Source organism: Leclercia sp. LTM14 (assembly GCF_023736175.1).
In the GTDB taxonomy this organism is placed as follows: domain Bacteria; phylum Pseudomonadota; class Gammaproteobacteria; order Enterobacterales; family Enterobacteriaceae; genus Enterobacter; species Enterobacter barmai.
Genome location: NZ_JAIKTT010000014.1, coordinates 35,031 through 60,896 on the forward strand (window position 1 = coordinate 35,031; position 25,866 = coordinate 60,896).

A 25,866-nucleotide genomic window follows, 5' to 3' on the forward strand; every position below is an offset into this window, starting at 1 on the left:
TTCTCTTTCTCTCTAACTCCACGAAGCACCGTGAATGCTGGGGTTTTTGTGCTGTTGTATTCTTTCTACTTCTACCAATGTCTATTGAAATCTACACCGTATTGGGGGTACATTCGGGGGTATATTCTGTTCGGTCTTCCTGAGATACCCCCAAATGAAACTTAATGCCCGTCAGGTCGATACAGCCAAGCCAAAGGATAAGCCTTACAAGCTCGCCGATGGTGGTGGCCTCTACCTCCTCGTGAATCCAAATGGTGCCCGTTACTGGAGGCTCAAGTATCGGGTTTCAGGAAAGGAGAAATTGCTTGCTTTAGGCGTGTATCCAGACGTTACCTTGGCAGATGCCCGCGCTAAACGTGATCAGGCAAAAAGGGGTATCGCTGGGGGTATCGATCCTAACGAAGCAAAGCGGGAAGAAAAGGCCAGCCGCGAAGCTCAGGTAAACAATACATTTCATGACATCGCTACAGAATGGCATTCGAGTAAGTTAAAGAAGTGGTCCCCTGGATATGCCTCCGACATTATGGAAGCATTCAAAAAAGACGTGTTCCCCTACATTGGCAAAAAGCCAATTGCGGAGATTAAGCCGCTTGAGCTGCTGAATGTGCTTCGTCGAATGGAGGCTAGAGGGGCTACAGAGAAAGCCAAAAAAGTGCGGCAGCGTTGCGGAGAGGTTTTCCGTTATGCCATCGTTACTGGCAGGGCTGAGTATAACCCCGCACCAGATCTCACTAGTGCCATGCAGGGGCATGAATCCAAACACTACCCTTTCCTAAATGCGCCAGAGCTTCCCGCATTTTTTGAGTCGCTATCACGCTACTCAGGCAGTGAGTTGGTGGTACTGGCTGCACGCTTGCTCATTATTACCGGCCTCAGAACGGGAGAGTTGCGCGGGGCATCCTGGCAAGAAATCGATGAGCAGGTCGCAGTATGGGAAATCCCCGCTGAACGCATGAAAATGCGCCGCCCACATATGGTCCCTTTATCCCTGCAGGCGCTATCCATCATTGCACGCATTCGTGAAATCACTGGTAGATACCCTCTCATGTTCCCAGGGCGTAACGATCCAAGGAAGACTATGAGTGAGGCCAGCATTAACCAGGTGTTTAAGCGGATTGGATATGCCGGGAAAGTAACAGGCCATGGATTCCGCCACACCATGAGCACGATTCTCCACGAACAAGGCTACAACACAGCTTGGATTGAAACGCAGTTGGCGCATATCGATAAGAACTCTATTCGGGGAACGTACAACCATGCCCAATATCTGGACGGTCGTCGCGAGATGCTCCAGTGGTATGCAAACTATATGGATAGTCTGCAGCATGGTGAAAATGTGATTCACGGTAAATTTAGCTTAACGAGATAATTAATAATGGGGCTCTAAATGACTACTAATCATGAAGAAGGGCAATCCCTTAAAAAATGTATGAAGTTGGTCAGGCTGATCGAATCAATAACTTTTTGGACAATTGAGGAAATTGATGCTGAGAAGATATCAACGTTTGAAGATGCCGAGATGGTTGCGCAGACTTGCCAACTTTTTGTTTTAAAAGAAATAAATCAATATAGTTCTATTGATGTTCAGGCGAATTTGTCCTTTTACAACAATGTGATAGGAAATGATAGGAACTTCAAAAAGTTCATAGGACTCGTTAAATTCAGCAAATCACCGTTGGATTTTATATATGATGCTGCTCTCGATAGCATCATTAGGAATAAGTTACGCGCTTATAGACACTGTGAGAGAATATATATTGATGAAGTTTTCGGTCCGCCAGTACAGGAATACTTCTACTGGATGAAATGTGCTCAAGAGATGGTATATGCCTACTATCCAATGATTGGGCAATCATTTTACTCTCGGTTGCTACGCCTCATTTTGCAGTACCAAGCAAAAAAAGGTAATTCCGGGATTATGGATGATCTACGCTTCCTGAATGAGTATAAGGCTAAGCTGGCAGAAGTATGTAAGATGGCACAGGATTCCATCTTTGACAGCTTAAATCGTAACCGTCGCGAGCCAGATGAGTATATGGGGGATGGCGTTTTCAATCTATTTGAAATTGAGCAACTTATAAAAAAACGGAGTCACTTATCATTACAAAAAGACAAGATGAAACGCTCCATGAAAGGATATTTGCTTCGGGTTTAATGATACTTCTTCATTCATGTGGAGTGAAAAATGTATTAAGCGTTACAAATGTATTTATGGGGGCTGGGTTTATCGAAAATATTGTCGAGCATAGAACGCTTGCTCGTCTGTGGAGTAGTGTTAAAAAGCGCCATGAGCTCGAACTGCAGAGCATTGCTGAACGAGAGGATTTTTCAAAAAAAGATTGGAGAAATCTAAAACTAGAAAAAATGCTATGAATGGTTACACCCTAAATCGTGAAATTTCCACTAAGTTTCACGAACATGCAAAGCATTTAGGGGTGACAAAGAACAGGTACAACCAAGCCTGACTTTGTCATGCCAATATCCCGCCCGCAAATCACAAGCATTGTCATGTCAAACATGTGGTACTGAATGAACGTGTTTGACATGGCGACATTAAGCTAATCTCCCTCTGGTATTGTCATTACTGAAAAAAATCCAATCCCATATAGTGAACCTGACGAAAAACAAAGAAGGTGAACGAAAGATGGAAACGATTAGCAATCAACAAGACCGGGTTAGTAACGATCAGTTGATAGATATGAAGTTTATTACCGCAGATTCTGGCATGGGTGATAAATGGTTTTATCGACTAATGTCTGAGGGTAGATTTCCTCGTCCCATTAAGCTTGGCCGTTTAAGTCGATGGTTGGCGAGGGATTACTATGCATGGAAAGACACCCAGATCTTAAATTCAGCAGAAGAGTTTAAAAAAAGACAGCAGGAAGCCTTGAAGAGAGCAGAAGCAAAGCGTAGCAAACATCAGAATCATGCGATGGGGGTTGCGTAATGGAAATGAAATCCTCAGTGCGACCAAGCGCCATAGCGCATTGAATCAGGCTTTTGTGCAGATGAATTCTGCTGCTGATTATAGTTTCAGCCTGTCAGCGTACATCGCATCCTGAAAAAGCACCGTAATACTGCAAAATAACGGAGCCTGAAAATGAAACTGAATAATATGACCTTATCAGGTCAGGGCCTTGCTCACCCTGCAGCCAGCCAGAATGACATTTTAATTAATCATAAGTCCGAGCCGCGCATTGATTCCCGCGTCATTTCAGAGCGCGCCGGAATACAGCATGAAAGCCTGGGCGCGACGATCAAATCGCACCAGGACAGATTGCGTGAGCTGGGATCGCTGCCCCGCCAGTCCCTCAAAGAATTACCCGATTTGAAATCGGGAAAATCAGGCCGCAAGCGCGGACGCCCTGAGATTAGCTATCTGCTTAATGAGCCCCAACTCGACTATCTGCTGCGCATCATCCGTGGGCGTGATCCTGAGCGTGTTAACCAGTTCAAGCTGGATGTCACTAAGGCATTCACGAATCGTCGCGCCACTCAGCCGGTACGCCGTGAATATCTGCCCGGTTATCACGAAAGCCGTGACGGCCTGAAGGCGCTGGGCGCGCAGCGTCACCACTACATCAATCTGGCACGCGCTGAAAACCGCGTTGCTGGCCTGTCAGATGGCGAGCGTGGCTCCGCTGATGCGCAGCAGCTGGGCGTACTGATCGTTATGCAGAAAATTGAGCAGGCCGCATTCCAGGAAGCCATTAACAATGGCATGACCCCTACAGATGCGGTGAGAGAGGTGGCTAAGCGCATGGAGGCATTCGCCAGCCTTATGAGCGGCAATGCCACCCTGGGGGTAGGACATGCGTAAAAATGCCTTAAATCAAGTTTTGCACCCTCTGCACAAAAAGGGCTTGCCGTTCGTCCCTAACCAGGTTTATGGTTATAGCGCACCAGCAAAATCTGGTGTCAGGATTGGCGTCCTGGTAAAGTTATCGGCGACATACGACGCGCCAGGCGTCTTTTTTTGTGTCGCTAGCTTAGTACACCCTTTTTTCAGCGATGCGGTTATAGTCCGTGTCGTTCACGAGATTATGGTGGGCTGGGCGGGGGCTTCTTCGGAAGCGCCGGTTTCCGATAACGCCGGTTACGCCAACCCTGTCCAGTCCATCACCAGTGAAATTGGCGTTTCCGGTGATGGGTTTATACCATTGTTATCGGAGGCTGCCATCATGGCTACTTTCCCTACCCAAAATCCGCAATTTATCTGGATTATCGCCGCAGTTCGTCGCGATAGTCAGGTTGTAAAACCTATCCTTCACCATATCGTTGCCGCTTCTGAACGTGAAGCTCGTCGCGAACTACTACGTGAACATGTTTGTTTCTTTGCCGGCCGCCTGGCATTGCAGGGGGTGAGCTATGAGTAACCTATTTTCTCGCCCAGCAAACGAGGCTTACTTAATTTCCGAACTTACCCATGATGTTGAATGTTTACTGTCTATCCTTCGTTCCATAAACGAGATTGAAGATCCTCATACAAAGAGCTATCTGGTTGATGCTTCGGAACTTATTGGCACCGGATTATTGAAAAAGCTTGAGCATAATGAGCGTATCGAGGATGGAGAATGATGATGCGTAACATCGACATGATCCGCCAAATTTCTGAGGCAGCCCGCGGCCGTTGGCCAGATGTTCTTTCACTCATGGGGATCGATGTTCCCGACTCGCCCCGCGCTCAGGTCGGCTGCCCGGCTTGTGGCGGAAAAGATCGCTTTCGCTTCGATGACGACGGGCGCGGAGCTCATTTCTGTAATAACTGCGGCGCTGGAGACGGGCTGGAACTGGTGAAAAAAGTAAACAGTTGCGACGCCACCCGGGCCGCTCAGCTGGTGGCCGACGCGCTGGGGATGAACGTGCAGGACATACGCAATCCCACTAGCCAGTGTGGTGCCCAGCAGCAAAAGGTCCAGGCAGAACGCCGGGCGGCGCTGGCGCAGCAGCAGGCCCAAGAACAGGCGACGCGAGCGGCCCGCTTCTCTTCTAAGCTGTCGGCGCTGGCGGCTCAGGCGCAACCTGGTGAATCCGCTTACCTGGCAGGCAAGGGACTGACCGGGTTTTTCTATCCGATCCTGCCTGATGGTGTCCTAGTGCTGACGCTGGTGAATGAATCCGGCACAGCTGCCGCCGCGCAGACCATTGCGGCTAATGGTGAGAAACGTCTGCTTACCGGGTCGGCGAAAAAGGGTGCATATCATGTAATTAACCCCTCTCTTTCGCCGCAAACAGTGATTATCGGTGAAGGGCTGGCAACCGTCCTGTCTGTTCACCTAATGCGCCCCGACGCGCTGGCGGTGGTGGCGATTGACGCCGGGAACCTGCTGCCCGTTGCGCAGGTGATGCGACAGCAATATCCGCAGGCGCAAATCGTCATTGCCGCGGATAATGACTGGCACGCGCCGGGCGAACTGGATGATAAGGGGAAACCCATGGTGAATACCGGGCGTGTCAGCGCAGAACGGGCCGCTGAAATCGTGTCCGGGCTGGTAGCGCTGCCGCTAGGCGAAGAAAAAGCCGACTGGGATGATCTGCGCCAGCGTGATGGCCTCCAGTCCGCCAGCGCAACATTTAACGAATCGCTATACCGGCCGCAAGGAGAAAAAGTGACTGCGCCAGCAGAAGTAATTGAGATCGGCTCTCACGTCAGTCAGAAACGCAACACACAGAAGCCCTACGTGGATAGCCGCCGCAATGGTCTTTTCTGGGTGGAACCCAGGGAAAAGGGCGGGGAGATCACCGAGGTGGAAAGCCTGCTTTGTTCCGCCCTCCAGGTGGTGGGCGTTGGTATTGATGACAACAGAACGCGCTATCTGGTGCTGCGCTGGCGGGCGCTGGGAGCGAAGGAAGAAACGACGCAGGCGATCCCTCTGGCCGACATTGGTGAAAGAGAGGGGTGGCGAACGCTTAAAGGTGGCGGCCTGTATGTCACCACAAAAAGCGGCTTGCGCGCGACGCTGGCTGACTGGTTACAGAGTCAGGCGCACAAAGGTGAGATATGGCGCATCGCTCAGGCTACAGGCTGGCAGTGTGGCGCATACCTGATGCCTGACGGCGACATTATCGGCACTCCTGAAATACCAGTGCTTTTTAACGGACGCAGTTCTGCCGCATCAGGCTATACCACTCGCGGTACAGCAGAGAGCTGGCGTGACAGTGTGGCAAATCTGGCAAATGGCAATTACTCCATGATGACTGGTGTTGCGGCTGCGCTGGCGGCCCCGCTGATTGGCCTCGCCGGAGCGGACGGGTTCGGGATCCATTTCTATGAACAGTCGAGCGCCGGTAAAACTACCACGGCCAACGTTGCAGCCAGTCTGTACGGCAATCCTGATGTGCTGCGTCTGACGTGGTACGGCACTGCGCTGGGGCTGGCGAACGAAGCCGCCGCGCACAATGACGCGCTGATGCCCCTGGATGAAATTGGCCAGGGCGCGGATCCGGTTGAGGTGTATAAGTCGGCTTATGCGTTGTTTAACGGTACCGGGAAATTGCAGGGCGCCAAAGAGGGCGGCAACCGCGAGCTGAAACGCTGGCGCACTGTTGCCATCAGTACCGGTGAGGTGGATCTCGAGACTTTCATTGCCGGTGCCGGACGCAAGGCAAAGGCCGGGCAGTTGGTGCGTCTGCTTAATATCCCACTCTGTAAAGCTTTTCGCTTTCACGGCCATGAAAGCGGTAAGCACCATGCCGATGCGCTTAAAGACGCTTATCAGAATCACCACGGAGCTGCGGGGCGCTCATGGATTCAGTGGCTGGCTGACCACCAACAGGAAGCCGTTAATGCTGTGCGGGAGGCAGAGGCGCGCTGGCGCGGGATAATACCGGCGGATTACGGCGAGCAGGTTCATCGCGTCGGGGCGCGCTTCGCCATTCTGGAGGCTGCGCTCATGGCCGGGCGGGTGATCACCGGCTGGGATGAACAGACCTGCCGGGATGCCATCCAGTACAGTTTCAACGCCTGGGTTCGGGAGTTCGGCACCGGTAACAAAGAACATCAGCAGATCATTGAGCAGACCGAAGCATTCCTCAATGCTCACGGACTTAGCCGGTTCGCACCATTCCCGTATGACCCTGGAAGCCTGCCAATTACCAACCTGGCAGGGTACCGCCAGAAGGGAGGGCATGAAGCGGACCCGGTGGTGTTCTACACCTTTCCGGCAGCTTTTGAAAAAGAGATTGCGCAGGGGTTCAACGCGAAGATGTTTGCTGAAGTGCTGAAAAATGCAGGGATGCTGACCCCGCCAAATACAGGGCGAGGGTATCAGCGCAAATCTCCGCGCATTGATGGCCGACAGATCAATGTTTACGTGATCCAGTATCAACCGGAGTGAAGCCAGCCAGAGTATGTAACTCTCTCATGTGCGTAGTTTAGGTGTTGGTTCAGTTGGTTCAGTTGGTTCAGTGTTTTTATACGATTGTTATTTAAGGGTTCACGCTTTAAAGGTGAACCAACACTGAACCAACAAATGGCCTTTTTGAACCAACACCAACCCCGGATTTCAGCATCAGCGACAGGAAATAAGACGATGACAGCACAAATTTCAGCATACGGGCGGCTGGTGGCGGATGTGCAGAGCCGCACGACCAACAACGGTAACCCGATGGCATTTACCCGCATGGCAGTTACGCTGCCATGTCAGAAAGCAGAGAACGGTGAGGCCACCTTCTGGCTGGCGGTCACGGCGTTCGGTAGGCAAGCCCAGTCATTGGCGAAGCATCAAAAAGGCGACCTGGTGAGCGTGGCGGGCAATATGCAGGTCAATCAGTGGACGGGTAACGATGGCGGCACACAGACCGGGTATCAGGTGATCGCCGATAGCGTGATCAGCGCCAGAACGGCGCGCCCTGGGGGAAAGAAAGGCCAGCAGGGGCAGGCAACCGACGCGTTGCGCCGCGCGCAGGAACAGCAACCACCCACGCAGGCCTATGAGGACTACGACCAGAGCCAGGCTTACGACGATCAGATCCCCTTCTGAGGATGCCGTGAGAGTGGGCCGCTGGTTTTAAATGAAGCCAGCATGCCATTGAGCATCGAAACAGACGATCGTACACCGAATCGCTCAGCTCGCAGGCAATCAAAAAGCACGCCACATTTGGGCGGGACGTTGGAATGATAAGGCCACCTCTGGTGGTCTTTTTTTCGCCATTAATTTCGTTTTTTGCAATGATGGCGATGATCATTGCATTTAGTGAAATTATAATAATTGTATCGATATAGAGTGTCAGGAGGGGTTATGGCCATTTCAGTAAAGCCGGTTCTGCTTAGCGACAGCCAGATTCAGGCTATTAAAAAAATTCAGGATGAACAGAAGCAAAAATCCGGCATCGGTGTGGCGCCAACGCTACACGAAATTGCGCGTGGGTTGATGGATAAGGCGCTGCAGCATCATTTTGAAAGAGTTTAGTTAAATCACGTTGGTAAAAGCTATAAGGCTGAAACAACTATCTGCATGATTATCAAGATTATATTTAACATTTAAAGGTTAAGAGAGGTAATGATGAAAGCGAATATTACTGATGAAGAGCTACTGCAAGAAGTACAGAAACTAGCGAGTGAATTATCCCTCGCAAAACGCCAGCACATCCTGGAATTAATGCTGCGCTACAAGGCTCTTTACAGCATCGTACAGTCGGTTATCCCCAATTATCCAAACGGGGTTTTGGATGCCATAACTCACAACGCTATAAATCCAGAACGAACACACTAAGAACTATTTTTCAATTTATCTCATTGATTTTATAAGATTAAAAGAGGTGAAATAATGTGTGAACCTACCACAATCTTTGCCGGTGCTACCCTCGTTGCTGGTGCACTATCCGCCTACAACCAGTATCAGACTGGCAAGTATTCGGCAGCGGTGGCTGAGCGGAATGCTGACGTAGCAGAGGCGCAGGCGCAGGACTCAATCAACCGTGGTAATGCCCAGGCTGAGGAAGTTCGTCGCCGTAATCGTCAGGTCGCAGGTACGCAAGCGGCAACCATGGGTGCCACCGGCGCCGAGCTATCAACAGGCAATGCGCTGGATATCTTTGGGGACACCGCTCAGTTCGGAACTCTCGATACGCTTACGACCGTTAACAACTCCCAGCGTGAGGCATATGGCTATCAGGCTCAGTCTGCAAACTATGACGCCCAGGCTGTATCGGCACGCAAGCAGGGAAACATAGGGGCCGCGACAACGCTTCTGACTACCCCGCTTAAGGCATACGGTGCTTATCAGATCGGTGGAGGTGAATGGAACCCGTTTAAGACTAAAACTGGAACAACTCCAATGCTGGATTCTGGCGCGATGGGATCAGACTTTCGCTTCAAAATTGGAGGTTACTAATGCCAACCGTACCAACCGTAACCGGGCGTCAGGTAGAGAGTCGTGGCTTCCAGACACTTGGTATGCAGGCCTTCGACCATCCAAACATCGGTGACGCAATTGCGCAGGTCGCGCCAAAAGCTATTGATGTTTTCGGTCAGGCCAAGCAACAAGCCGATCTCGCATTAACTCAAGACGCAACCCAAAAGCTTTACGCAGTCGGAAGCGGATTGATGGATGACCCTAATGAAGGGCTGCTGTCCCGCCAAGGGAAAAATGCCATTGGCCAAGCCCCTGGATACATCCAGAAATTTGATAACGAGGTGCAAAGTATTGCCGGCTCGTTACCTGAATCCGCAAGAAACGTATTTTTAAAGCAGGCCCAACAGCAGCGAATGCAATTTGCTACCCAGGCCGAACGGTACGAGTTAGGTCAGCGTAGGCAATATGAAACTGGGCAGCAAAAAGGATACCTGTCATTACAGGCCCAGCAAGCCATATCCAATCCAGCCCTATTCAACCAAGCTTCTTTAAATGCCAGAGCCTCAATTATGGCGTTTGGACAGGCTCATGGACAAAGCCCTGAAGAGATCGAGGCTAACTGGGGGCAGTGGCGTGAACAAGCTGCTAACAGGGCAAGTGAATCCTGGTACACGCCTACTTATCAGCAGATGATGGGTCCAAACGGTAAGATTGAAATTACCGATACCCCTTCGGCTTCTCAACTATTCTCCGCGATGATTTGGCAGGAAAGCGGTGGGAACCAGTTCGGAAAAGATGGAACCCCGCTTGTGTCACCAAAAGGTGCTGTAGGCGTTGCCCAGGTGATGGAAGATACCGGCCCTGAAGCTGCCCGACTGGCTGGCCTGCCATGGGATCGGGATCAGTGGTTGAACGACCCTCGCTACAACGCGAAGCTGGGCCAGGCATACTTCGGCGCACAGATGCAGAAATATGACAATAATCCCGTGCTGGCGGTGGCCGCGTATAACGCTGGTCCCGGCGCGGTTGATGGATGGATAAAACAGATAGGCGACCCGCGCAGCGGCGAAATCACTAATGCCCAGTTTGCCGCTGCTATCCCCTACGAGGAGACGCGTAACTACGTTGCAAAAATCACTGGCAGCGCGGGAGCAATCCCTGGTTCCGCGACGATGGAAAACCTCATCGCTCAGCCATTCTGGAACGCCATGAGTCCTGATAAAAAATCGCAGATGATGAGTAAGGTTGCCGGTCTGTACGACATGCAAGCCGCGGCCGGTCGCGTGGCAATTCAGGGCCGCATGCAGGACGATCTCGCGAAGCTTGAAGCTGGCCAACCAGTGAACCCGATCTCTGCCCGCGAGTGGGCGGCGGTGATGCCGCTGCAGGCTGCCCCCGCCGAACGTCTTCAGATGGAGAAAACCTACCAGCAGTATCAGCAGGCGATGACGCTGCAACCCGTTTACCAGACCATTGTGCAGGGCAGCGCCCAGCAGGGCATAGCAGCCGTACAGGCCATGATGCCGAAAGAGGCAGATCCTGACTTCAAATACAAAGCCGAACTTTACTCATCTGCCCAAGCGAAATTAAACCAGGTGCAGAAAGCCCGCGAAGCCGATCCCGGCAACTGGCTGCAGCTGAACTCCCCAGTGGTTAAATCAGCGTTTGCTGAGTACCAGAATGATCAGCAGTCAGGGGAATACCTGGTATCGCGCATCCAGGCGGAGAAAGACCGTTTGGGCATTAACAGCAAAAAAGTGCTGCCAGATACCATGATCGACAGCCTGTTGCAGCGCATCGACAACACGCAAGAATCCAGCGTTACGGCTATTCAGGCGGTGGCGCAGTCGTTTGGGAAATACTCCGATCAGGTCATGCAGCAGGTGCAGAAAAATGCGTACCCGGCGCTGCAGGTGATCATGGCCACAGAGAATCCTCGCGCCGCCAATGCGCTCTGGCAGAGCCGAAGTGTTAAAACCTCAGACCTACGAGGCAGCTTTGAAAAAACCGACGCCGATAGTGCCGATTCATCCTGGAATGATAAGGCGAAAGGCTTTGCCAGCACGATGGTCGTACAGCCCGGCGGCACTGCCGTCTGGAACAACTTCAACGAGCAGGGCAAGCGCCTGACCTACATCAACATGCAGCGCGGCATGTCAGCCTCTGTCGCGGCAACACAGGCATACCAGGACATTCTCGGCGAACAGTACCAGACCAGCGGCACGTGGCGGCTGCCTAACCGAGCTGGGGTGGATTTGCGCGACGTCAACGACGGGGCAGACAAATACCTTGAGTCGCTGACAGCTGAGCAGATCATGCCGCTAATAGGCGATCCCAGACTACCGGAGGAAGTGAACCGCCATCAGAGCCTGTCACGCATCAAAGAAAGCGCCCAGTGGGTCACGAACAGCAACGAGACGGGTCTGACGCTGATGCTTAACGGTATGATCGTTAACGGTTCAGACGGTCGACCTGTTTCTGTTTCGTTCCAGGACCTGTCTAAGCTGGGTGCGGTTAATCGCTCCTACTTCAATAATCTGAGCAAAGACCTATCGAGAATTAACACCTATACACCTGGCGAATCAATGCAGCGATCAGAGGAAAGAAACAGGCAATTTGTTGAAGAGTTGGGCCGTCAGCCTTCTTCGCCTCAGACAAATATGGCCGAAGGTATGAGGGACGCAAATGCCAATTTATACCGATGATCCTGGGCTGGGGATTAACCAGCCAATTGGCAATGCTCCATCCGGTTTGGGTGAATCGCTGCTGTCTTCTCTTAAGCAAGGTTTTGAGGAAGGGCCGGTCATGTCCGGTTACCGCTTTGCGCAAGCCGACGCGCTGGCGGACGATCCAAACTCTACAGTAGTCAGCAAAGCTGATGCCGACGAGCGTTTGAAACAATATGGCGTGAAGAGCATCAATGTGCCGGAGAAAGGCGTTACCCAGGCATTTCTTGACCACGTTGTTGCTGAGCGCAAAAACTCGTTAGCGCGCCAGCAGATCGCCGCGTCTGCGCCTTCTGGCTGGGTAGCGACCCCGCTTAACTTCGCTGCCAGCCTAGCCGGGTCAATGGCCGATCCCGGCAACGTGGCGCTGGCGTTTGTGCCTTTTGCTGGTGAAGCGCGGGCGGCTTCCATGCTGGGCCGCTTCGGTGAGCGCTTTGTTGCGGGCTCCCGCCTGGGCGCTGCGCAGGCAGTGGCCACAGTTCCATTTACTGCGATGGCAGCAGCTGCTGAGGGCGACGACTTCACGTACGGCAATGCGCTTGAGAGCACATTTTTCAACACACTGGCGGGCGGTCTGATGCACGCTGGTGGTGGGGTGATATCTGAACTGGTGCGCTCACGACGCGCAGCTGAGCATGCTGCATCAGAAACAGCGATCCCTACCCAGGACGCGCAGCCTACACCAGTGTTGACCCCCGATAACATCCCTGCAGGCGTCAACATACCGGAGCGCGGGACTAATTCAGATCTGGCTGCGGCCATTTCCAGCGACGCGGAGAACTATGCCTGGAGCCGTGCGTATGACGATGTTGTGCCGGAGTATATGGCGCAGCAGCGGGAGCTACAGACAGGGCAGATCGATAACGTGGCTGATCTGCGCACCGAGCTTACTACCAACCAGCGCCAGGCGGACGCGCTGGACGCCACCGTGCAGCAGCGCACTACCGATTACCAGTCTCAGCGGATGAAGTTCAAAGATGCGCGGGCGCGGGCGCTGAAAGATGTCCAGGCAGAAAAGGATAAATTCACCTCGCGCAACGATGAAATCAACCGCACGCTGGAGCAGAATGCCGCCGCCGAGCAGGCGCGTGGCCGCCAGTCTCAGGTTAATAAGGGTGAGATCCCCGACGACCTGAAGGTGCGTATTGCTGAGCGTGCGCAGCAGATCCGGGATGGCATACAGATGTCGCCCGTGGCAGGTGCTGTACGTACAGCAGCCGGAGCTATACGCGAGGCTGACTGGGCGGTTAACCAGCAGGCGTACCGCGCCGCGCTGGCGCACATGATGGAAGGTCGCAGCCCGGACGTTGAGCCGTTCTATGAGTTGCATACTCCGGCGCTGCGTGAGCGCGCCATTCAGCGCATACAGAACCCGGTGCGCCAGATGGATGAAGCCGCGCGCCCGATCAGCGAAACCGCTGATCGTGTTTACCGCGAAACCCAACAGGCAGACCACGAGGTCACCGCCGCCGCTGCCGATCTCGAAAACGAGTTTAACCTGAGCAACGCGCTGTTGGACGATATCGCCGTCGACAACCCGGAGCTTGCGGCCACGATGCGCGAAAACCTTAACGCTATTCGGGCCGAGGCCAGCGACAATAGCATCAGCAACGCTTTCCGGGCCTTTGCCGCCTGTATGATTAACCGGGGGATCTGATGGCAGCCAATGACTTTTTAACGCAGTGTGAGCGCACAGTTAACGCCGCCGCCGGGCGCGACCTGTCACCTGATGAAATGGAGACGCTGGTGCGCGACATGCGCGATACCACTGAGCGGATTATGGCGGGCAACGAGGCGCTGTCTCTTGAAGAGGCTGCGCTGCGGGCCGCAGAGGAGCTGAGTAACGCCGACGTGCTGGCGAAGCAGATAGAGGCCCGCAACAAGGCTATCAACACCCGCATCGCTGCCCAGCGCTTGGGAGAACTGCGAACCACATGGAAAGACCGCCCTGATATCGGTCTGGAAGCGCTGCTGGTGGGGCGTAACGATGCTCGCACCGGTTCCCGCCGCTCTGTATCTTCCGAGGTGTCACAGTTGCGCGGCAAGTACCATGCCGGGATCAACTACGATTTCGACCGAGCTGACCTGGTGAAGTTTATCGCCAGCGGCAGCAACGACCGCGAGATCGCCGACGCTATGTGGCGCATCGGGCGCGGGGAGAAAACAGACGGTATGACACAGCAATCAGTCAGCGCTGCGAAGATCATCATGAAGTGGCAGGAAACTGCTCGCGTAGATGAAAACCGCGCTGGCGCCTGGATCGGCAAGATGCCTGGCTACATCGTCCGGCAGTCGCATGACATCCTGAAAATCCGAGCCGCCGGGTATGAGTCCTGGCGCAATGCTATTCTCCCTCGTCTGGATGATGTCACCTTTGACGGGATCACCGACCGCGAAAGTTTTTTGAGTGACGTTTTTGATGGACTGGCATCTGGTGTGCACCTGACCTCTGAAAAGCCTGACTGGATGAATGGCTTCAAGGGATCGGCGAACGCGGCGAAACGCGCCAGCCAGGAGCGCGTGCTGCACTTTAAAGACGGTGTGACATGGCACGAATACAATGAGCAATTCGGTACTGGCAGCCTGCGCGAGGCAGTATTCGGAGGCCTGAACAGCGCGGCGCGCACGACGGGTATGATGCGGATGCTGGGCACTAACCCGCAAAATATGTTCAATTATCTGGCTAGCACCATTGAAAAAGATATCAAAAAGTCAGGAAATCCTGCTGCATTGGCTGACTTTAATACCAAAGTAAAACGTATTAACCGTACTGTAATGCCACAGGTTGATGGTTCTCTAAACATACCAGGTAGTGTTGGCTGGGCCAATGGTTCAGCTAACGTGCGCGGCTGGCTGCGTATGAGTCAACTCGGCGGCGCGGTGATTTCCTCATTCAACGACGTGCCTATCTCCGCTACCGAGATGCGTTACCAAGGCCAGAACTTCATGCAGGCAGTGCTGGGCGCGATGAAAGGGCGTTTTACCCGCTATACCAGTGCTGAGCAAAAGGAAATTCTTTCATCGATCGGCGTTTATTCCGATGCGATGACGCAGGAGATCATCCGCCGTATCTCAGGCGATGACAGCCTGACCGGGAAAATGGGTCGCGCCCAGCAGCTGTTCTTCAAGTACAACCTGATGAACTTCTGGACGGAGAGCGGGCGCAACAGCAACGCCATGATGATCACCAACTGGCTGGCGCAGAACGCTGACCAGGCGCATGCCCGCCTGCCGGAGGACTTGCGCCGGGTGCTGGACCTGCACGACATTGGAGATCGTGAGTGGGAGATCTTCCGCCACATGGACATGGCCGACAGCGAAGGCCGTAAGTTCATGACGACCAGCGGCATTCGTGGCGTGCCGGACGATGTCATCTCCGGGTATGTGCAGAGCAAAGGGCTGACGCCAACCGAGCGCGCCATCTCAGATGCCCGCGACCAGTTGGAGGGGCAGCTGCGCGGCTACATCCTCGATCGCCTGAACATCGCTATGTCGGAGCCTGGCGATCGTACTCAGGCATTTATGAAGATGGGGACCGTGCCGGGAACAGTGGCAGGGGAGGCGATCCGGTTCGCCGGCCAGTACAAATCCTTTACCGCCAGCTTCATGCAGAACGTGCTGGGCCGTGAGGTGTTTGGCCGCGGCTATACTCCCGCCGGGCTGGGCGAATCGAAAACCACATCGATGACCAATGCGCTTATGCGGAATGGCAGTGGCGCATTCATTGGCGCTGCTAACCTGTTTGTGTGGGCGACGCTGTTTGGTTACACGTCAATGCAGGCCAAGCTTCTTCTTAAGGGCCAAACGCCGCGCCCGGCTGATGCCAAAACTTTCCTCGCTGCTGCGGCTCAGGGAGGTGGTCTGGGTATCCTGGGCGATTTCATGTTTGGCGAAGTAAACCGTATGGGGGCAGGACCTGTTACATCCCTGATGGGCCCGGCGGCATCCAATGCCGATAGCATAATCACGCTACTGCAAAGCACTACACGCGGTGATGCCGACCTGGGCGACTGGTATCGCACCTCTCTGGACAATACGCCGTTCCTGAACGTATTCTGGCTACGCACAGCAATGAACGGTCTCATATTGAACCGCATACAGGATGCGCTTGACCCTGGCTCTTTGGAGCGATATCAGCGCCGGGTTGAGCGTGAGCAGGGTAACGACTTCCTGATCCCACCGTCACAGTTTATGTTAGGGAAATAATAGTGAATGTTAAATATATTGCTTGTTTTCTTTTCGGCTCGTTTTTGATTCCAGCAGAAGCGAAATTCTACGATGGCCAGCAGTTATACCAATATGCCCAGGAATATAAAAAAGCCGAACAGACCTCCAGCAGAACGCCAGACAATCAACTTCAGGCTGGTGTTTTCCTAGGGTATGCGGCATCAATGATCGATGCTTATGGTACTGAGGGGGCCCGAGTCTTTTGCCAGCCAAACGGGAAAATTCAAACTTATGCCGATGTAATTTATAAATACCTAAATGCTAATCCTGATAAAAGAGTTAACTCAGCTGAAAGTTTGGTGATTGCCGCCATGCAGGATTCGTTTCGGTGCAAATAGCTATCAGATGCGCTGGGCAACAATTAGCGTGACATGTCACAAAGTCAGGCTCACGCCCACAAAAAAAGCCCGCTATGCGGGCTTTTCCTCTTCAACATTATTGTTGTCTTCAGGTTGCTTTTTAATGCTTGGCTTCTGCCTGAGAACAAAAATACAGGCTACCGCAACAACTGTTCCTATGACCGCACCCGCCAAAACCTCATGACCAGTCAGTCCTAAAAGAGTCGCGCAAGCCACCGTGAAGAGAGTAGCGCCCAGACCAAATCGTTGTCCTCGCTGATCTCTGTTAATTGCTCCATCCAATGCCTTCTCTTCCATCTTTTGCCTATGAGCAAATTCCTTTTCTGTCAGCTGGAAAATGCGTTCAGGGGCATCAGGTAGAATGTCCTGATACCCTCGTAGAAGGTAGGGTGGTGGCAATGGCCCCTGGAACGCGTGATGAGCTACGACAATTTCCTGGATTTCAGGTCTATCGAGTACGCGTGAGAAAGCATCTGGATGTTCGATGATCTCTTTGCTGAGATCCTCCTCTACTTCTTCAAATTCAGGACTATCGCTTTGTTTGCCAGTATAGTCTTGCGTATTTGTCGAAGCCTGTGGAACTTGTTTTGGGTGCTCCGGCTGCATCAAAACCTTCCTTTGGTAGCGTTAACGCAAAAGCTTTGCCTTGCGGCGCGTCCACTCGCTTGCCATTTCTGACAACGGACTTTCTATAAACCGTGACCGTGGCTCTACGCAGGTCATCACCAACGGCACGCATATCTTGTTCGATAAACCTACCGGTTGATGAGTCTCTTTTAACAATTCTGGAGTAGTCAGATCGAGGAACGATACCCAAAGGGCTTCCTGACTCTAACGCCAGCTCTTTGTTATATCTTCTGCTCATGTGCACCTCGACTAAACGATTACCCGTAGGGTAATTTCAAGCATCAGTATAATGCTTTGAACGACAAGCAGTGTAAATACTTATTGGTAATTGTAACTGCAAAAGGCGCATCCTTGCGCCGTGTCATGCCTCTGTCAGTAAGCTGACTTTTTCTGGCTGATGTACTGCGCGTGGCTGCGGATAAAGAGGCCGACGAGACTGCTTAGCCATGCTGCAAGGCGGTATCTTGAGCACCAGGGTGCCCCTATGGATCTTTGCTGACTGGCCGGTAAACGCGCTGCTCAAGTGGCGGCTTTTTCCCAGCGAACTCTGCCGGGCTGTTAGCCTGGCGCTCATCAAGCCACCGCTCGATCTCATCGCCGTTCCACGCGCAGCGGCGATCGGTGATATACCAGCGCTTTGGGAATTTGCCAGCGGCTTCCAGGCGTCCGATCGTGCTCCATGACAGTGGGACCATGTTCATCAATTCTTTCTTCCCGATTGCTCGTTTCATAAGCCCTCCAGGTAGTTATTACATAGGGTCACTTTTCATCCATAAGTGACCCTATGTAGGAGCTGCATAGGGTCACTTTTTTAAAAAGTGGCACTATGAGGCAGGCTGTATAGGGTCACTGTTTAAGAAAAAGTGGCACTAGATATATGTATAACTACTGTATGAAATCGACCTTATAAAAAGGGCATTTTTGCTAATGGAAGCAGGCACTGATGCTCCGTCAGAACGTCAGTGATGGCGTAGATATCGGCGGTAGCAGCGCGGGGGTGGCAAGTAGTAAGTTAAGAAGTAAATCTATATGCATATGAACGGAATACCGGCAATATCAGCATCGGAAAGGTTGAACTTGAGCATGATCACATCATGCAAAAAAATAACGCCCTCAGATTTTTTTTGGTTGAATCAAAACGTAGTGACCCAATAAACATTAAGCACCTGAATTAGGTGTTTTCATTTTAAGGGATTACACACATGAAAACGGTATTTATTTTGTCGTGTTTAGAAGCGGTCAAAATGATGTTGGAAGCGGAACGGTCGTTGTGAAGGAAGGTGCGGTCAACGGTGGCGATTTTGGGTTTACCTATCAGGGGCGCATCCAGGATGGAAGATTGAACCTTCATGTATCACGTCATAATCCTTCTGCACAAAACGTTATTGCAGGCCTAAACGACTATGTGATGGATCTGTCTCTCAGAGATATTGGCGATGGTTATTACCTTGAGGGCAGTATTGCAGGTGTGCCTGGCGCGAACTTGGCTGTACAGGCAAAATTTATCGGTGGCTTGATTTAAGGTTCACAGACTCCAAAACCGCCTCCGGGCGGTTTTTTGTTGTCGTCAACATAAACCCAGCGCCTGATTAATGTCAGCGGCGCTTGAAAAGATACTTAGTAACAACGAGGACCAGGCCAAAAACCTCCGTCATTGTTCCCCCCATGTACAACTGAAGGGTAAGGTCATCCTTGAAGCTAAGCTTTGACCAACCAACAAGAATAAATACGCCGTTCATGATTAGAAGCTGGCAGGCGAGGATAATTAAGAACCATTTACCGTAAGATTTCTTGAGCTTGATTTCAGCTTCAAAGTCAACGTTATTCAGCCGTTGTCTTTCAGGATCTAAATGGCTAACCTCTTTAGCTATAGGCGGCTTTTGCTCATCCACCTTAATTGGGTCTGCCTCATCTTCTTCTGCCAGCTTGCGATGTGCGTTTAGTGTTTCTTTGAGCTGTTGAGCAATCGAGTTCTTGAATGATTCTTGGTTTTCTTCAGACATTCAGATTTACTTCAGCCCCAGCTTTTTAAGGCGATAATGAATAGCATCATCCGAAACGCCAAAATAGTGTGCCATCGCATAGTTAGGGTAGCCCTGCGCAATCAAATCCTTAACGGCGTCAACAGGCATTAACAGTTCCGCGGAGAACTGATTTGCAAAAATCTCCTCGGGGTCAGTGCCATTGCTGGCCTTCTCACCGCGCAGGTCCACATACTCGTAAACATCATTGTTATCAACCTGACGAGATATGTAGTGGCCTAACTCATGGCCGCACGAAAAGCGCTGGCGCACACGGGCGTCATCAGCGTTTAAGAAAATCGCCGGGTCTTGGTCTTTCTGTTTGATTAGTGCGCCGGAAACGGAGCCAGGCAGCTCAGTGACAAAGACATCGAGCCCCATTTCTTTGGCAATTTGAACGGGATCGACCGGAAAGCCCCTGTTACACCAGACAGTATCCAGCACTCGCCGGGCATGCGCTCTTGGGTTAGTTGCCATATTTCCTCCAAACTCACGTTCATTTCATCATCGAAATATTTCAAATTATGGTGAGAGGTACCTCTCTTGACAAACCTGGAACGTTACTCAGGCTCAAAAACATCATATCCAATGCCCTATGCCTTAGGAACATAATTCTGTGGGTTACCTGCTTAACAGCTCAAAAAACAATGTTTTTGCTGACAAGGTGGATAGCGGCGACAGCCAATCTTTTGGTGGATTGGATCGTTACCTTGGCCGGGAGATTTTTTTGCCGTCAACACCTCACGAATCCTAACGCCTAGACTGCGCATTACGGCGCTGACACCCCGCACAGATCACCCCTTCAAAGCCCCTTCAATGCCTGGCAGATAATGGCTGGTAGCCCAATATCACGCCAGAGAGATCCCCCCTCAATCTGCGCACAGAACTGCGCAAAATTGCGCACTGCGCAGTAATACGCAAACTGCGCAATTCTGCCTTACCCCATGAAGGGTTGATAAAAGCTGATATTGTGACTGCGCAAAGGCCTGTCTGGGTGCTTCAGATAACTTCAGGTGCGCAGCTATCCGCTAGGGAAAACTAGGGAAGTGCGCAGTATCCTGTTAGTCATTGTTAGTGCGCAGCGCCTGTTATGGTTTGTTATGGTTCCGGCGGCCTGATAAATATCCAGTGTGGCCACCAGCCAAGGTAAGGTTGCTTCCACGGGCTCGCGTCTAAACCCTCATAAGCCGAATGGCATAGGTTATAAACAGCAGAAACCAATAGAGTATTGGGTGCCGCAACGGCATTTACAGTTTCAGATTTTGGCCTGATTGACCCGCTCAGATAGCGCCTGATGGTTCTCTTTTCGCTCGCTGTAGCGATCAGCAAGATAATCTGTGTGACCCTTAAGCAGCAGCGTGATTTTAAACAACTCCTCGGCGACATCGACGATACGGTCATACCAGGGAGAAGGCTTCATCCGTCCATTCTCATCAAATTCCTGCCAAGCTTTCGCGACGGAAGATTGATTAGGGATCGTGAACATCCGCATCCAGCGACCCAGAATACGCATCTGGTTGACGGCATTAAAGGACTGCGAACCGCCGCAGACCTGCATGACAGCAAGTGTTTTGCCCTGCGAAGGACGAACCGCGCCTTCACTTAAGGGTATCCAGTCGATCTGCGCCTTCATAACCGCGCTCATAGCCCCGTGTCGTTCCGGGGAACTCCAAACCATTCCGTCACACCATCTGACCAGACCGCGCAGTTCGATGACTTTAGTGTGCGTGTCTGGCGCATCATCTGGTAGAGGTAAACCGGAGGGGTTAAAGAGTTTCACCTCTGCGCCCATCGCCGTCAGCAGACGACCTGCTTCTTCTGCAGCAAAGCGGCTGTAGGAGCGTTCCCTTACTGAGCCATACAGGATCAGAATTCGTGGCGGCTCCTGCAGTTGCAGGCGTTCAGCGATATGTTGATCAAAGCATTCAGTATTCAGGGCAGGAAATTGCTCCATTTTTCTCCTCCGGAGATATTTGGTGATTTCAAAGTTAATACATATGATTTAACATATGCGTATTCTAAAGGGAATGGAGTTAAAAATGCTACAACCTGTTCAGCTTTTCAAAATCCTGTCGGATGAAACACGGCTTGCCATCGTCATGCTTCTCCGGGAGTCAGGAGAACTTTGCGTCTGCGATATCTGCGCGGCCACCTCCGAATCACAGCCCAAAATTTCACGACATATGGCTATCCTTCGCGAGGCTGAGCTCGTTCTTGACCGTCGGGAAGGTAAGTGGATCCACTATCGTCTGTCACCCCACATACCGGCGTGGGCAGCTGAAACAATCACGACGTCATGGCAATGTCTGCGAGAGGATGTGCGCGAATGTCTGGGCAAATCAGCCTGCACTTCATGCTGAAGTAGTGAAACATATTCACATAATCATATGTAATGGAGTCTGAAATGCTTTTGGCAGGGAGTATATTTTTACTGACGCTGGTTCTGGTGATCTGGCAACCCAGAGGCCTGAGTATTGGCTGGAGCGCGAGTATCGGGGCAGTGCTGGCGCTGGGATCCGGTGTCATCAATATCGCTGACATTCCCGTTGTGTGGAATATCGTCTGGAACGCGACGGCGGCATTTATTGCGGTCATCATCATCAGCCTGCTGCTCGATGAGTCTGGATTCTTTGAATGGGCCGCACTGCATGTCTCCCGCTGGGGTAACGGACGTGGCCGCCTGCTGTTTACCTGGATAGTGTTGCTGGGGGCCGCTGTTGCGGCGTTATTTGCAAATGACGGCGCGGCACTGATCCTGACGCCGATTGTGATTGCGATGCTACTCGCACTAGGGTTCAGCCAGGGTACGACACTGGCCTTTGTAATGGCCGCAGGATTTATCGCAGATACAGCCAGCCTGCCGCTCATTGTTTCTAATCTCGTGAACATCGTCTCAGCAGATTTCTTCGGCCTAGGGTTTACGCAGTACGCCTCCGTTATGATCCCTGTGGACGTGGCAGCGATTGTAGCCACACTTGTCATGCTACATCTTTTCTTCCGCAGGGATATTCCGGCGACATATGACGTTTCGCTGCTGAAGACGCCAGCCAGTGCGATAAAGGATCCGGCAACCTTCAGGGCGGGCTGGATTATCCTCTTATTGCTTCTTGTTGGTTTCTTTGTTCTGGAGCCGCTGGGGATCCCTGTCAGTGCGATAGCGGCTACTGGCGCAGCAGTGCTGTTTGTGGTGGCGAAAAGAGGCCATGCCATCAGCACCGGGAAAGTCCTTCGCGGTGCGCCATGGCAGATCGTGATTTTCTCGCTGGGCATGTACCTTGTGGTCTATGGCCTGCGCAATGCTGGCCTTACAGAGCACCTGTCAGGCGTGCTGAACCTGCTGGCAGACAAAGGTTTATGGGCAGCAACGTTCGGTACCGGCTTCCTGACCGCGTTCCTGTCGTCGGTGATGAACAATATGCCGACGGTGCTGATTGGCGCGCTGTCGATTGACGGGAGTACAGCAACCGGCGTCGTCAAAGAGGCAATGATTTATGCAAATGTGATCGGCTGCGATTTAGGCCCGAAAATTACCCCTATCGGTAGTCTGGCTACACTGCTGTGGTTGCATGTGCTTGCCCAGAAAAATATGACGGTCACCTGGGGATATTATTTCCGCACCGGCATTGTCATGACTGTGCCCGTGCTGTTTGTCACTCTGGCCGCGCTGGCGTGGCGGCTCTCTGTCACTTTGTAATGAGATACTGATATGAGCAACATTACCATATACCACAATCCGGCCTGTGGCACCTCGCGTAATACGCTGGAGATGATTCGTAACAGCGGTAACGAACCGACCATTATTTATTATCTCGATACACCTCCATCCCGGGATGATTTGATCAAACTGATTAAGGATATGGGAATTACGGTGCGCGCCTTGTTGCGTAAGAACGTTGAACCCTACGAAAAACTGGGTCTTGATGAGGACACATTTGCTGATGAGCAATTGATAGAATTTATGTTGCAGAATCCCATCCTGATCAATCGCCCCATTGTCGTAACCCCAGTGGGGACCAGATTGTGTCGTCCTTCTGAGGTAGTGCTGGACATTATTCCAGAACCTCAAAACAGCGCCTTCACGAAAGAGGATGGCGAACAGATCATTGATGAAACAGGGAGGCGGGTGAAATAGACAAAATCAATCGGAAAGAGGTTCGCATTCTGGTTCGCAGGGTTTTGCCATCTTTACGTGCGAACCTGCAGAGCTGCCAAAGGACAAAAATGTCCTCTGGCAAATTCCCGGGTTATGAGAGTCTGTGAGTGACTGATAGTCACGCGCAAGACGCCAGAGTAACAAGCTATCTTTCAGCGAGTCACTCCCGGCGCTGTCTTTGAGTGCGCCCGTCAGCTTGTCCAACGGTTGTTCAACGATGCGGCGAAAGGGGAGGGCTTAACCTAAAGGTGGGGAAATCCCACCCCGCCCATGTCGAGAACTGTCAAAAGTTGTCATGTCGGTTTGAGAGCCAACGGCATTGGCTGACAAAACGGCGATGATAAACAGGACAAAAATCCTCTTTAAAAAGCAGAAATCTGCCCTTTTGATTCGCTCACCAACATACGGGATTTTCCCGCATCTACATTCCCGGCTTTACGGGTATGTACCGGTTTCCAAAAGCGAGGTATCCACTCAGGTATCCACCAGAACGGCAGGGATGGGATGGATACCTGCAGGGGTAACCAGCACCAGTAACCACTTCTGGTAACCGGATGAAGCGGCTTCCAATGGGGTGGTTACCAGGCAGGTTACCAGCGAAAAGGTGGTTGCCAAACGCGAGGTTGCCAGACTGGTTGCCACCGAAAGCGCCGGTTACCAAAAGAGAGGTTACCAGGCAGGTTACCAGCAAAACAGCAGTCGCTAAGTGGAAACTCAACGCATAGCCGCCGGAGTTCACGCACAGGCTTCACGCATAGCAGCGCCAACCAGAGGACGCTCATTCCCGGCTGGTAATCTGTTTACCCTCGGTGACATCGTTAACCAGTTCCTGCAACCAGATAGAACAGCGCAAGCCAGTGAGGTATTCCCCTGGCCGGCTGGTTTCCGATTGTGAAGGCGTCAAGAGTTTTGAGACCAGTACGCGCGCGAAGGTGAGCCACCAGCTGGTGGAGGGACTAACTACCGGAACCGAAGCGCCAACTGACTGTGGTTTCAGTATTAGCGAGGCGGCGTTCAATGTCATAGCCATCCCGCATTCACATGCAACCTTAATAAATTTCTCCAGCCGCCTGGCTTATCTTGCATTTCAGATGCTATTTTTAAACCGGTATTTGATAATACTCTCGACTAATAATTCGAATCGCGTGAGCTTGTGCTCATAGTGCAGAGAAAACTGCATGACCCCACTGACCAGCTGCTCATCGCTGGTCTTTTTTTTCCGCCATTAGCTCAACTGGAAAGAGCACGGAGTTTCTACCTCTGTGGTTCGGGGTTCGAGTCCTCGATGGCGGACCACAGCATCTCTTCATTCATCATTAAGTTTTGGTAAGGCCACGGAGCATTCAGGGGCGTTACAATTCAATTTTTGCAGGGGGGAGTATGGAAGAGGGGTTCTATTGGATATTGTACGCCGGATCAGTTCAGGTGGCATATTTTACTAAGGAGGTATTCGAGGACTTGGCTACGGGGCAGATGGTCCCCGGTGTCTGGCACCTTACTCAGGGAGATGCGATCTGCCACAATGGCGAAGCGGAGGTAATCAGTGGTCCACTTAGCCCACCGGAAGGTTGGGATTAGCGTTTTTAAACGGCGTGTTGGTTCACGGCCTCTTTTTGTTGGTTCAAAAATGGGGTGTGTTGGTTCAGTTTTTGATAATAATATCTTTAAAAACAATGATCTTTACAAATTGAACCAACTGAACCAACTGAACTAACACTTTTCAAGCACACATGGAGTGATTTCTGCAGCTGGGATCGTGCGCAGAATCAAAATCGGCGTAAGTGCGAATTCTTCCATTGAATGTAATCACTCAACAACCAGCGAGAATTACGACCGAATTTGATGGGCGGTGGCAGGGTACCCTTTTTGATTTGGTCGTAAAAAAACTTAGAAGTGAAACCAGAATCATTGGTCATGTAGAGCATGTCTATTAATGATGATGGTTCGAGTTGTCTGCTCATGATGTACCCCCATAAATTTGGCTAACAACGCTATCCATATTGGTTAAATTGTAGACACATCAAAGGTGCGAAAATCAATGTGGGGGTACATTTGGGGGTATGCTATAAATTAAAACAAAAATAAATACATAAAAAACATCAAGTTGACTATATGTGTTTTATTCCTATTATCGCACCATTTCAAACTCCCATAAGAAGGTTGTGACACATCCTGTCCCAGATGCTAATGATTTACTTATAGATTTCAGCAACCCCGTGCAACCGGCTATTCCCCGTGGTTGACAGGATTTTGAATGACGTTGCTCCTTGCTCATCAGCTTTACGGGAAAGCGCATTCGATAATTCATCAAGCGTATAGGCATTGCTGGCTGAGACGACACCGATCTTCTCTTTCCCATCGGCATGGTTAATTTCCTGAGCGGCAGAGGCGGAATTCACAGAAATAAATCCCATGACCAATGTAGTAATAAGCAATGCTTTCATATCTAATACCTCT

At 51.7% G+C, this 25,866-nt stretch carries 27 protein-coding genes and 1 tRNA gene; 21 read left to right on the plus strand and 7 right to left on the minus strand.

The features are described 5' to 3' along the window. Positions 1–154: 154 nt before the first annotated feature. From K5I40_RS21560 to K5I40_RS21630, 15 genes are all read left to right on the plus strand, one after another. Complete coding sequence (locus K5I40_RS21560; protein ID WP_223075599.1) at positions 155–1,369, plus strand: phage integrase central domain-containing protein; 1,215 nt, start codon at positions 155–157, stop codon at positions 1,367–1,369. An 18-nt stretch (positions 1,370–1,387) separates the two neighbouring features. Further along, positions 1,388–2,155, plus strand: a complete 768-nt coding sequence (locus tag K5I40_RS21565; RefSeq protein ID WP_251931038.1) for a hypothetical protein — start codon at positions 1,388–1,390, stop codon at positions 2,153–2,155. Positions 2,156–2,644: 489 nt separating this feature from the next. After that, the gene (locus K5I40_RS21570) at positions 2,645–2,947 is read left to right on the plus strand and encodes an AlpA family transcriptional regulator (protein WP_223075597.1); all 303 of its coding nucleotides are present in this window, start codon (positions 2,645–2,647) and stop codon (positions 2,945–2,947) included. A gap of 153 nt (positions 2,948–3,100) precedes the next feature. After that, on the plus strand, positions 3,101–3,820 hold the full coding sequence (locus tag K5I40_RS21575) for a Rha family transcriptional regulator (RefSeq protein ID WP_223075596.1): 720 nt from the start codon (positions 3,101–3,103) through the stop codon (positions 3,818–3,820). Beyond that, entirely contained in the window at positions 3,813–4,376 is a 564-nt protein-coding gene (locus K5I40_RS21580; protein ID WP_251929852.1) for a host cell division inhibitor Icd-like protein, read from the plus strand. The genes K5I40_RS21575 and K5I40_RS21580 overlap by 8 nt, the downstream gene beginning before the upstream one ends. Continuing rightward, positions 4,369–4,578: a hypothetical protein gene (locus K5I40_RS21585; RefSeq protein ID WP_062677021.1), complete on the plus strand. Its 210-nt coding sequence runs from the start codon at positions 4,369–4,371 to the stop codon at positions 4,576–4,578. The genes K5I40_RS21580 and K5I40_RS21585 overlap by 8 nt, the downstream gene beginning before the upstream one ends. Before the next feature lie 2 nt (positions 4,579–4,580). Next, complete coding sequence (locus K5I40_RS21590; RefSeq protein ID WP_223075613.1) at positions 4,581–7,337, plus strand: TOPRIM and DUF927 domain-containing protein; 2,757 nt, start codon at positions 4,581–4,583, stop codon at positions 7,335–7,337. Positions 7,338–7,532: 195 nt separating this feature from the next. Continuing rightward, positions 7,533–7,982: a single-stranded DNA-binding protein gene (locus K5I40_RS21595; RefSeq protein ID WP_062677022.1), complete on the plus strand. Its 450-nt coding sequence runs from the start codon at positions 7,533–7,535 to the stop codon at positions 7,980–7,982. 258 nt (positions 7,983–8,240) lie between these two features. Further along, positions 8,241–8,411 carry a hypothetical protein gene (locus tag K5I40_RS21600; RefSeq protein ID WP_169809891.1) on the plus strand — a complete coding sequence of 57 codons (171 nt, stop codon included), beginning with the start codon at positions 8,241–8,243 and terminating at the stop codon, positions 8,409–8,411. A 90-nt stretch (positions 8,412–8,501) separates the two neighbouring features. Further along, positions 8,502–8,714 carry a hypothetical protein gene (locus tag K5I40_RS21605; protein WP_062677023.1) on the plus strand — a complete coding sequence of 71 codons (213 nt, stop codon included), beginning with the start codon at positions 8,502–8,504 and terminating at the stop codon, positions 8,712–8,714. Positions 8,715–8,768: 54 nt separating this feature from the next. Continuing rightward, positions 8,769–9,335, plus strand: a complete 567-nt coding sequence (locus K5I40_RS21610; protein WP_223075593.1) for a hypothetical protein — start codon at positions 8,769–8,771, stop codon at positions 9,333–9,335. A gap of 62 nt (positions 9,336–9,397) precedes the next feature. Beyond that, positions 9,398–12,001, plus strand: coding sequence for a transglycosylase SLT domain-containing protein (locus K5I40_RS21615; RefSeq protein ID WP_251929851.1), 2,604 nt, complete (start codon positions 9,398–9,400; stop codon positions 11,999–12,001). Then, a complete protein-coding gene (locus K5I40_RS21620) occupies positions 11,982–13,679 on the plus strand; it encodes a hypothetical protein (protein WP_223075591.1) in 1,698 nt (565 codons plus the stop codon). The genes K5I40_RS21615 and K5I40_RS21620 overlap by 20 nt, the downstream gene beginning before the upstream one ends. Beyond that, positions 13,679–16,228 carry a hypothetical protein gene (locus tag K5I40_RS21625; protein ID WP_223075590.1) on the plus strand — a complete coding sequence of 850 codons (2,550 nt, stop codon included), beginning with the start codon at positions 13,679–13,681 and terminating at the stop codon, positions 16,226–16,228. Before K5I40_RS21620 ends, K5I40_RS21625 begins: the two co-directional genes overlap by 1 nt. A 2-nt stretch (positions 16,229–16,230) precedes the next feature. Next, positions 16,231–16,587 (plus strand): Rap1a/Tai family immunity protein, encoded by a 357-nt coding sequence (locus K5I40_RS21630; RefSeq protein WP_223075589.1) that lies wholly within the window; start codon positions 16,231–16,233, stop codon positions 16,585–16,587. 72 nt (positions 16,588–16,659) lie between these two features. On the opposite strand, the gene K5I40_RS21635 is transcribed toward K5I40_RS21630, so the two are convergent. Together K5I40_RS21635 and K5I40_RS21640 are read right to left on the minus strand one after the other, a co-directional pair. Then, complete coding sequence (locus tag K5I40_RS21635; protein WP_062677028.1) at positions 16,660–17,214, minus strand: DUF2335 domain-containing protein; 555 nt, start codon at positions 17,212–17,214, stop codon at positions 16,660–16,662. 503 nt (positions 17,215–17,717) lie between these two features. Then, complete coding sequence (locus tag K5I40_RS21640; protein WP_223075588.1) at positions 17,718–17,966, minus strand: AlpA family transcriptional regulator; 249 nt, start codon at positions 17,964–17,966, stop codon at positions 17,718–17,720. Positions 17,967–18,505: 539 nt separating this feature from the next. Between K5I40_RS21640 and K5I40_RS21645 the strand changes: the two genes are divergently transcribed. Further along, positions 18,506–18,757: a GrlR family regulatory protein gene (locus tag K5I40_RS21645; RefSeq protein ID WP_405023075.1), complete on the plus strand. Its 252-nt coding sequence runs from the start codon at positions 18,506–18,508 to the stop codon at positions 18,755–18,757. Positions 18,758–18,830: 73 nt separating this feature from the next. Here K5I40_RS21645 and K5I40_RS21650 read toward each other — a convergent pair whose 3' ends face one another. From K5I40_RS21650 to arsH, 3 genes are all read right to left on the minus strand, one after another. Continuing rightward, positions 18,831–19,238, minus strand: a complete 408-nt coding sequence (locus K5I40_RS21650; protein WP_223075586.1) for a hypothetical protein — start codon at positions 19,236–19,238, stop codon at positions 18,831–18,833. Positions 19,239–19,244: 6 nt separating this feature from the next. Next, positions 19,245–19,733, minus strand: coding sequence for an ImmA/IrrE family metallo-endopeptidase (locus K5I40_RS21655; protein WP_223075585.1), 489 nt, complete (start codon positions 19,731–19,733; stop codon positions 19,245–19,247). A 778-nt stretch (positions 19,734–20,511) separates the two neighbouring features. Further along, complete coding sequence (gene arsH, locus K5I40_RS21660; RefSeq protein WP_223075584.1) at positions 20,512–21,210, minus strand: arsenical resistance protein ArsH; 699 nt, start codon at positions 21,208–21,210, stop codon at positions 20,512–20,514. An 85-nt stretch (positions 21,211–21,295) separates the two neighbouring features. On the opposite strand from arsH, the gene K5I40_RS21665 reads away from it, so the two are divergent. From K5I40_RS21665 to arsC, 3 genes are read left to right on the plus strand one after another with little or no spacing between them, the layout of a single operon-like run. Further along, complete coding sequence (locus K5I40_RS21665; RefSeq protein WP_223075583.1) at positions 21,296–21,616, plus strand: transcriptional regulator; 321 nt, start codon at positions 21,296–21,298, stop codon at positions 21,614–21,616. A gap of 44 nt (positions 21,617–21,660) precedes the next feature. After that, on the plus strand, positions 21,661–22,950 hold the full coding sequence (locus K5I40_RS21670) for an arsenic transporter (RefSeq protein ID WP_223075582.1): 1,290 nt from the start codon (positions 21,661–21,663) through the stop codon (positions 22,948–22,950). A 12-nt stretch (positions 22,951–22,962) separates the two neighbouring features. Further along, complete coding sequence (arsC, locus tag K5I40_RS21675) at positions 22,963–23,388, plus strand: glutaredoxin-dependent arsenate reductase (protein ID WP_223075581.1); 426 nt, start codon at positions 22,963–22,965, stop codon at positions 23,386–23,388. 495 nt (positions 23,389–23,883) lie between these two features. Here the strand turns inward: arsC and K5I40_RS21680 are convergent, their stop codons facing one another. Next, on the minus strand, positions 23,884–24,051 hold the full coding sequence (locus K5I40_RS21680; RefSeq protein ID WP_223075580.1) for a hypothetical protein: 168 nt from the start codon (positions 24,049–24,051) through the stop codon (positions 23,884–23,886). Between the two features lie 577 nt (positions 24,052–24,628). Here K5I40_RS21680 and K5I40_RS21685 point away from each other — a divergent pair. Together K5I40_RS21685 and K5I40_RS21690 are read left to right on the plus strand one after the other, a co-directional pair. Next, positions 24,629–24,705 (plus strand) — tRNA-Arg (locus K5I40_RS21685). A gap of 84 nt (positions 24,706–24,789) precedes the next feature. Continuing rightward, positions 24,790–24,987 carry a hypothetical protein gene (locus K5I40_RS21690; RefSeq protein WP_251929847.1) on the plus strand — a complete coding sequence of 66 codons (198 nt, stop codon included), beginning with the start codon at positions 24,790–24,792 and terminating at the stop codon, positions 24,985–24,987. Positions 24,988–25,601: 614 nt separating this feature from the next. Here K5I40_RS21690 and K5I40_RS21700 read toward each other — a convergent pair. After that, positions 25,602–25,853: a DUF1471 domain-containing protein gene (locus K5I40_RS21700; protein ID WP_223075579.1), complete on the minus strand. Its 252-nt coding sequence runs from the start codon at positions 25,851–25,853 to the stop codon at positions 25,602–25,604. Positions 25,854–25,866: the final 13 nt, after the last annotated feature.

Coding starts and splice junctions, on each gene's coding strand:
- K5I40_RS21565 (WP_251931038.1), top strand. CDS start 1,388: ATGACTACTAATCATGAAGAAGGGCAATCCCTTAAAAAATGTATGAAG.
- K5I40_RS21560 (WP_223075599.1), top strand. CDS start 155: ATGAAACTTAATGCCCGTCAGGTCGATACAGCCAAGCCAAAGGATAAG.
- K5I40_RS21620 (WP_223075591.1), top strand. CDS start 11,982: ATGCCAATTTATACCGATGATCCTGGGCTGGGGATTAACCAGCCAATT.
- K5I40_RS21605 (WP_062677023.1), top strand. CDS start 8,502: ATGATGAAAGCGAATATTACTGATGAAGAGCTACTGCAAGAAGTACAG.
- K5I40_RS21625 (WP_223075590.1), top strand. CDS start 13,679: ATGGCAGCCAATGACTTTTTAACGCAGTGTGAGCGCACAGTTAACGCC.
- K5I40_RS21650 (WP_223075586.1), bottom strand. CDS start 19,238: ATGTCTGAAGAAAACCAAGAATCATTCAAGAACTCGATTGCTCAACAG.
- K5I40_RS21670 (WP_223075582.1), top strand. CDS start 21,661: ATGCTTTTGGCAGGGAGTATATTTTTACTGACGCTGGTTCTGGTGATC.
- arsC (WP_223075581.1), top strand. CDS start 22,963: ATGAGCAACATTACCATATACCACAATCCGGCCTGTGGCACCTCGCGT.
- K5I40_RS21590 (WP_223075613.1), top strand. CDS start 4,581: ATGCGTAACATCGACATGATCCGCCAAATTTCTGAGGCAGCCCGCGGC.
- K5I40_RS21600 (WP_169809891.1), top strand. CDS start 8,241: ATGGCCATTTCAGTAAAGCCGGTTCTGCTTAGCGACAGCCAGATTCAG.
- K5I40_RS21655 (WP_223075585.1), bottom strand. CDS start 19,733: ATGGCAACTAACCCAAGAGCGCATGCCCGGCGAGTGCTGGATACTGTC.
- K5I40_RS21665 (WP_223075583.1), top strand. CDS start 21,296: ATGCTACAACCTGTTCAGCTTTTCAAAATCCTGTCGGATGAAACACGG.
- arsH (WP_223075584.1), bottom strand. CDS start 21,210: ATGGAGCAATTTCCTGCCCTGAATACTGAATGCTTTGATCAACATATC.
- K5I40_RS21700 (WP_223075579.1), bottom strand. CDS start 25,853: ATGAAAGCATTGCTTATTACTACATTGGTCATGGGATTTATTTCTGTG.
- K5I40_RS21580 (WP_251929852.1), top strand. CDS start 3,813: ATGCGTAAAAATGCCTTAAATCAAGTTTTGCACCCTCTGCACAAAAAG.
- K5I40_RS21575 (WP_223075596.1), top strand. CDS start 3,101: ATGAAACTGAATAATATGACCTTATCAGGTCAGGGCCTTGCTCACCCT.
- K5I40_RS21570 (WP_223075597.1), top strand. CDS start 2,645: ATGGAAACGATTAGCAATCAACAAGACCGGGTTAGTAACGATCAGTTG.
- K5I40_RS21690 (WP_251929847.1), top strand. CDS start 24,790: ATGGAAGAGGGGTTCTATTGGATATTGTACGCCGGATCAGTTCAGGTG.
- K5I40_RS21635 (WP_062677028.1), bottom strand. CDS start 17,214: ATGCAGCCGGAGCACCCAAAACAAGTTCCACAGGCTTCGACAAATACG.
- K5I40_RS21615 (WP_251929851.1), top strand. CDS start 9,398: ATGCAGGCCTTCGACCATCCAAACATCGGTGACGCAATTGCGCAGGTC.
- K5I40_RS21595 (WP_062677022.1), top strand. CDS start 7,533: ATGACAGCACAAATTTCAGCATACGGGCGGCTGGTGGCGGATGTGCAG.
- K5I40_RS21585 (WP_062677021.1), top strand. CDS start 4,369: ATGAGTAACCTATTTTCTCGCCCAGCAAACGAGGCTTACTTAATTTCC.
- K5I40_RS21610 (WP_223075593.1), top strand. CDS start 8,769: ATGTGTGAACCTACCACAATCTTTGCCGGTGCTACCCTCGTTGCTGGT.
- K5I40_RS21640 (WP_223075588.1), bottom strand. CDS start 17,966: ATGAAACGAGCAATCGGGAAGAAAGAATTGATGAACATGGTCCCACTG.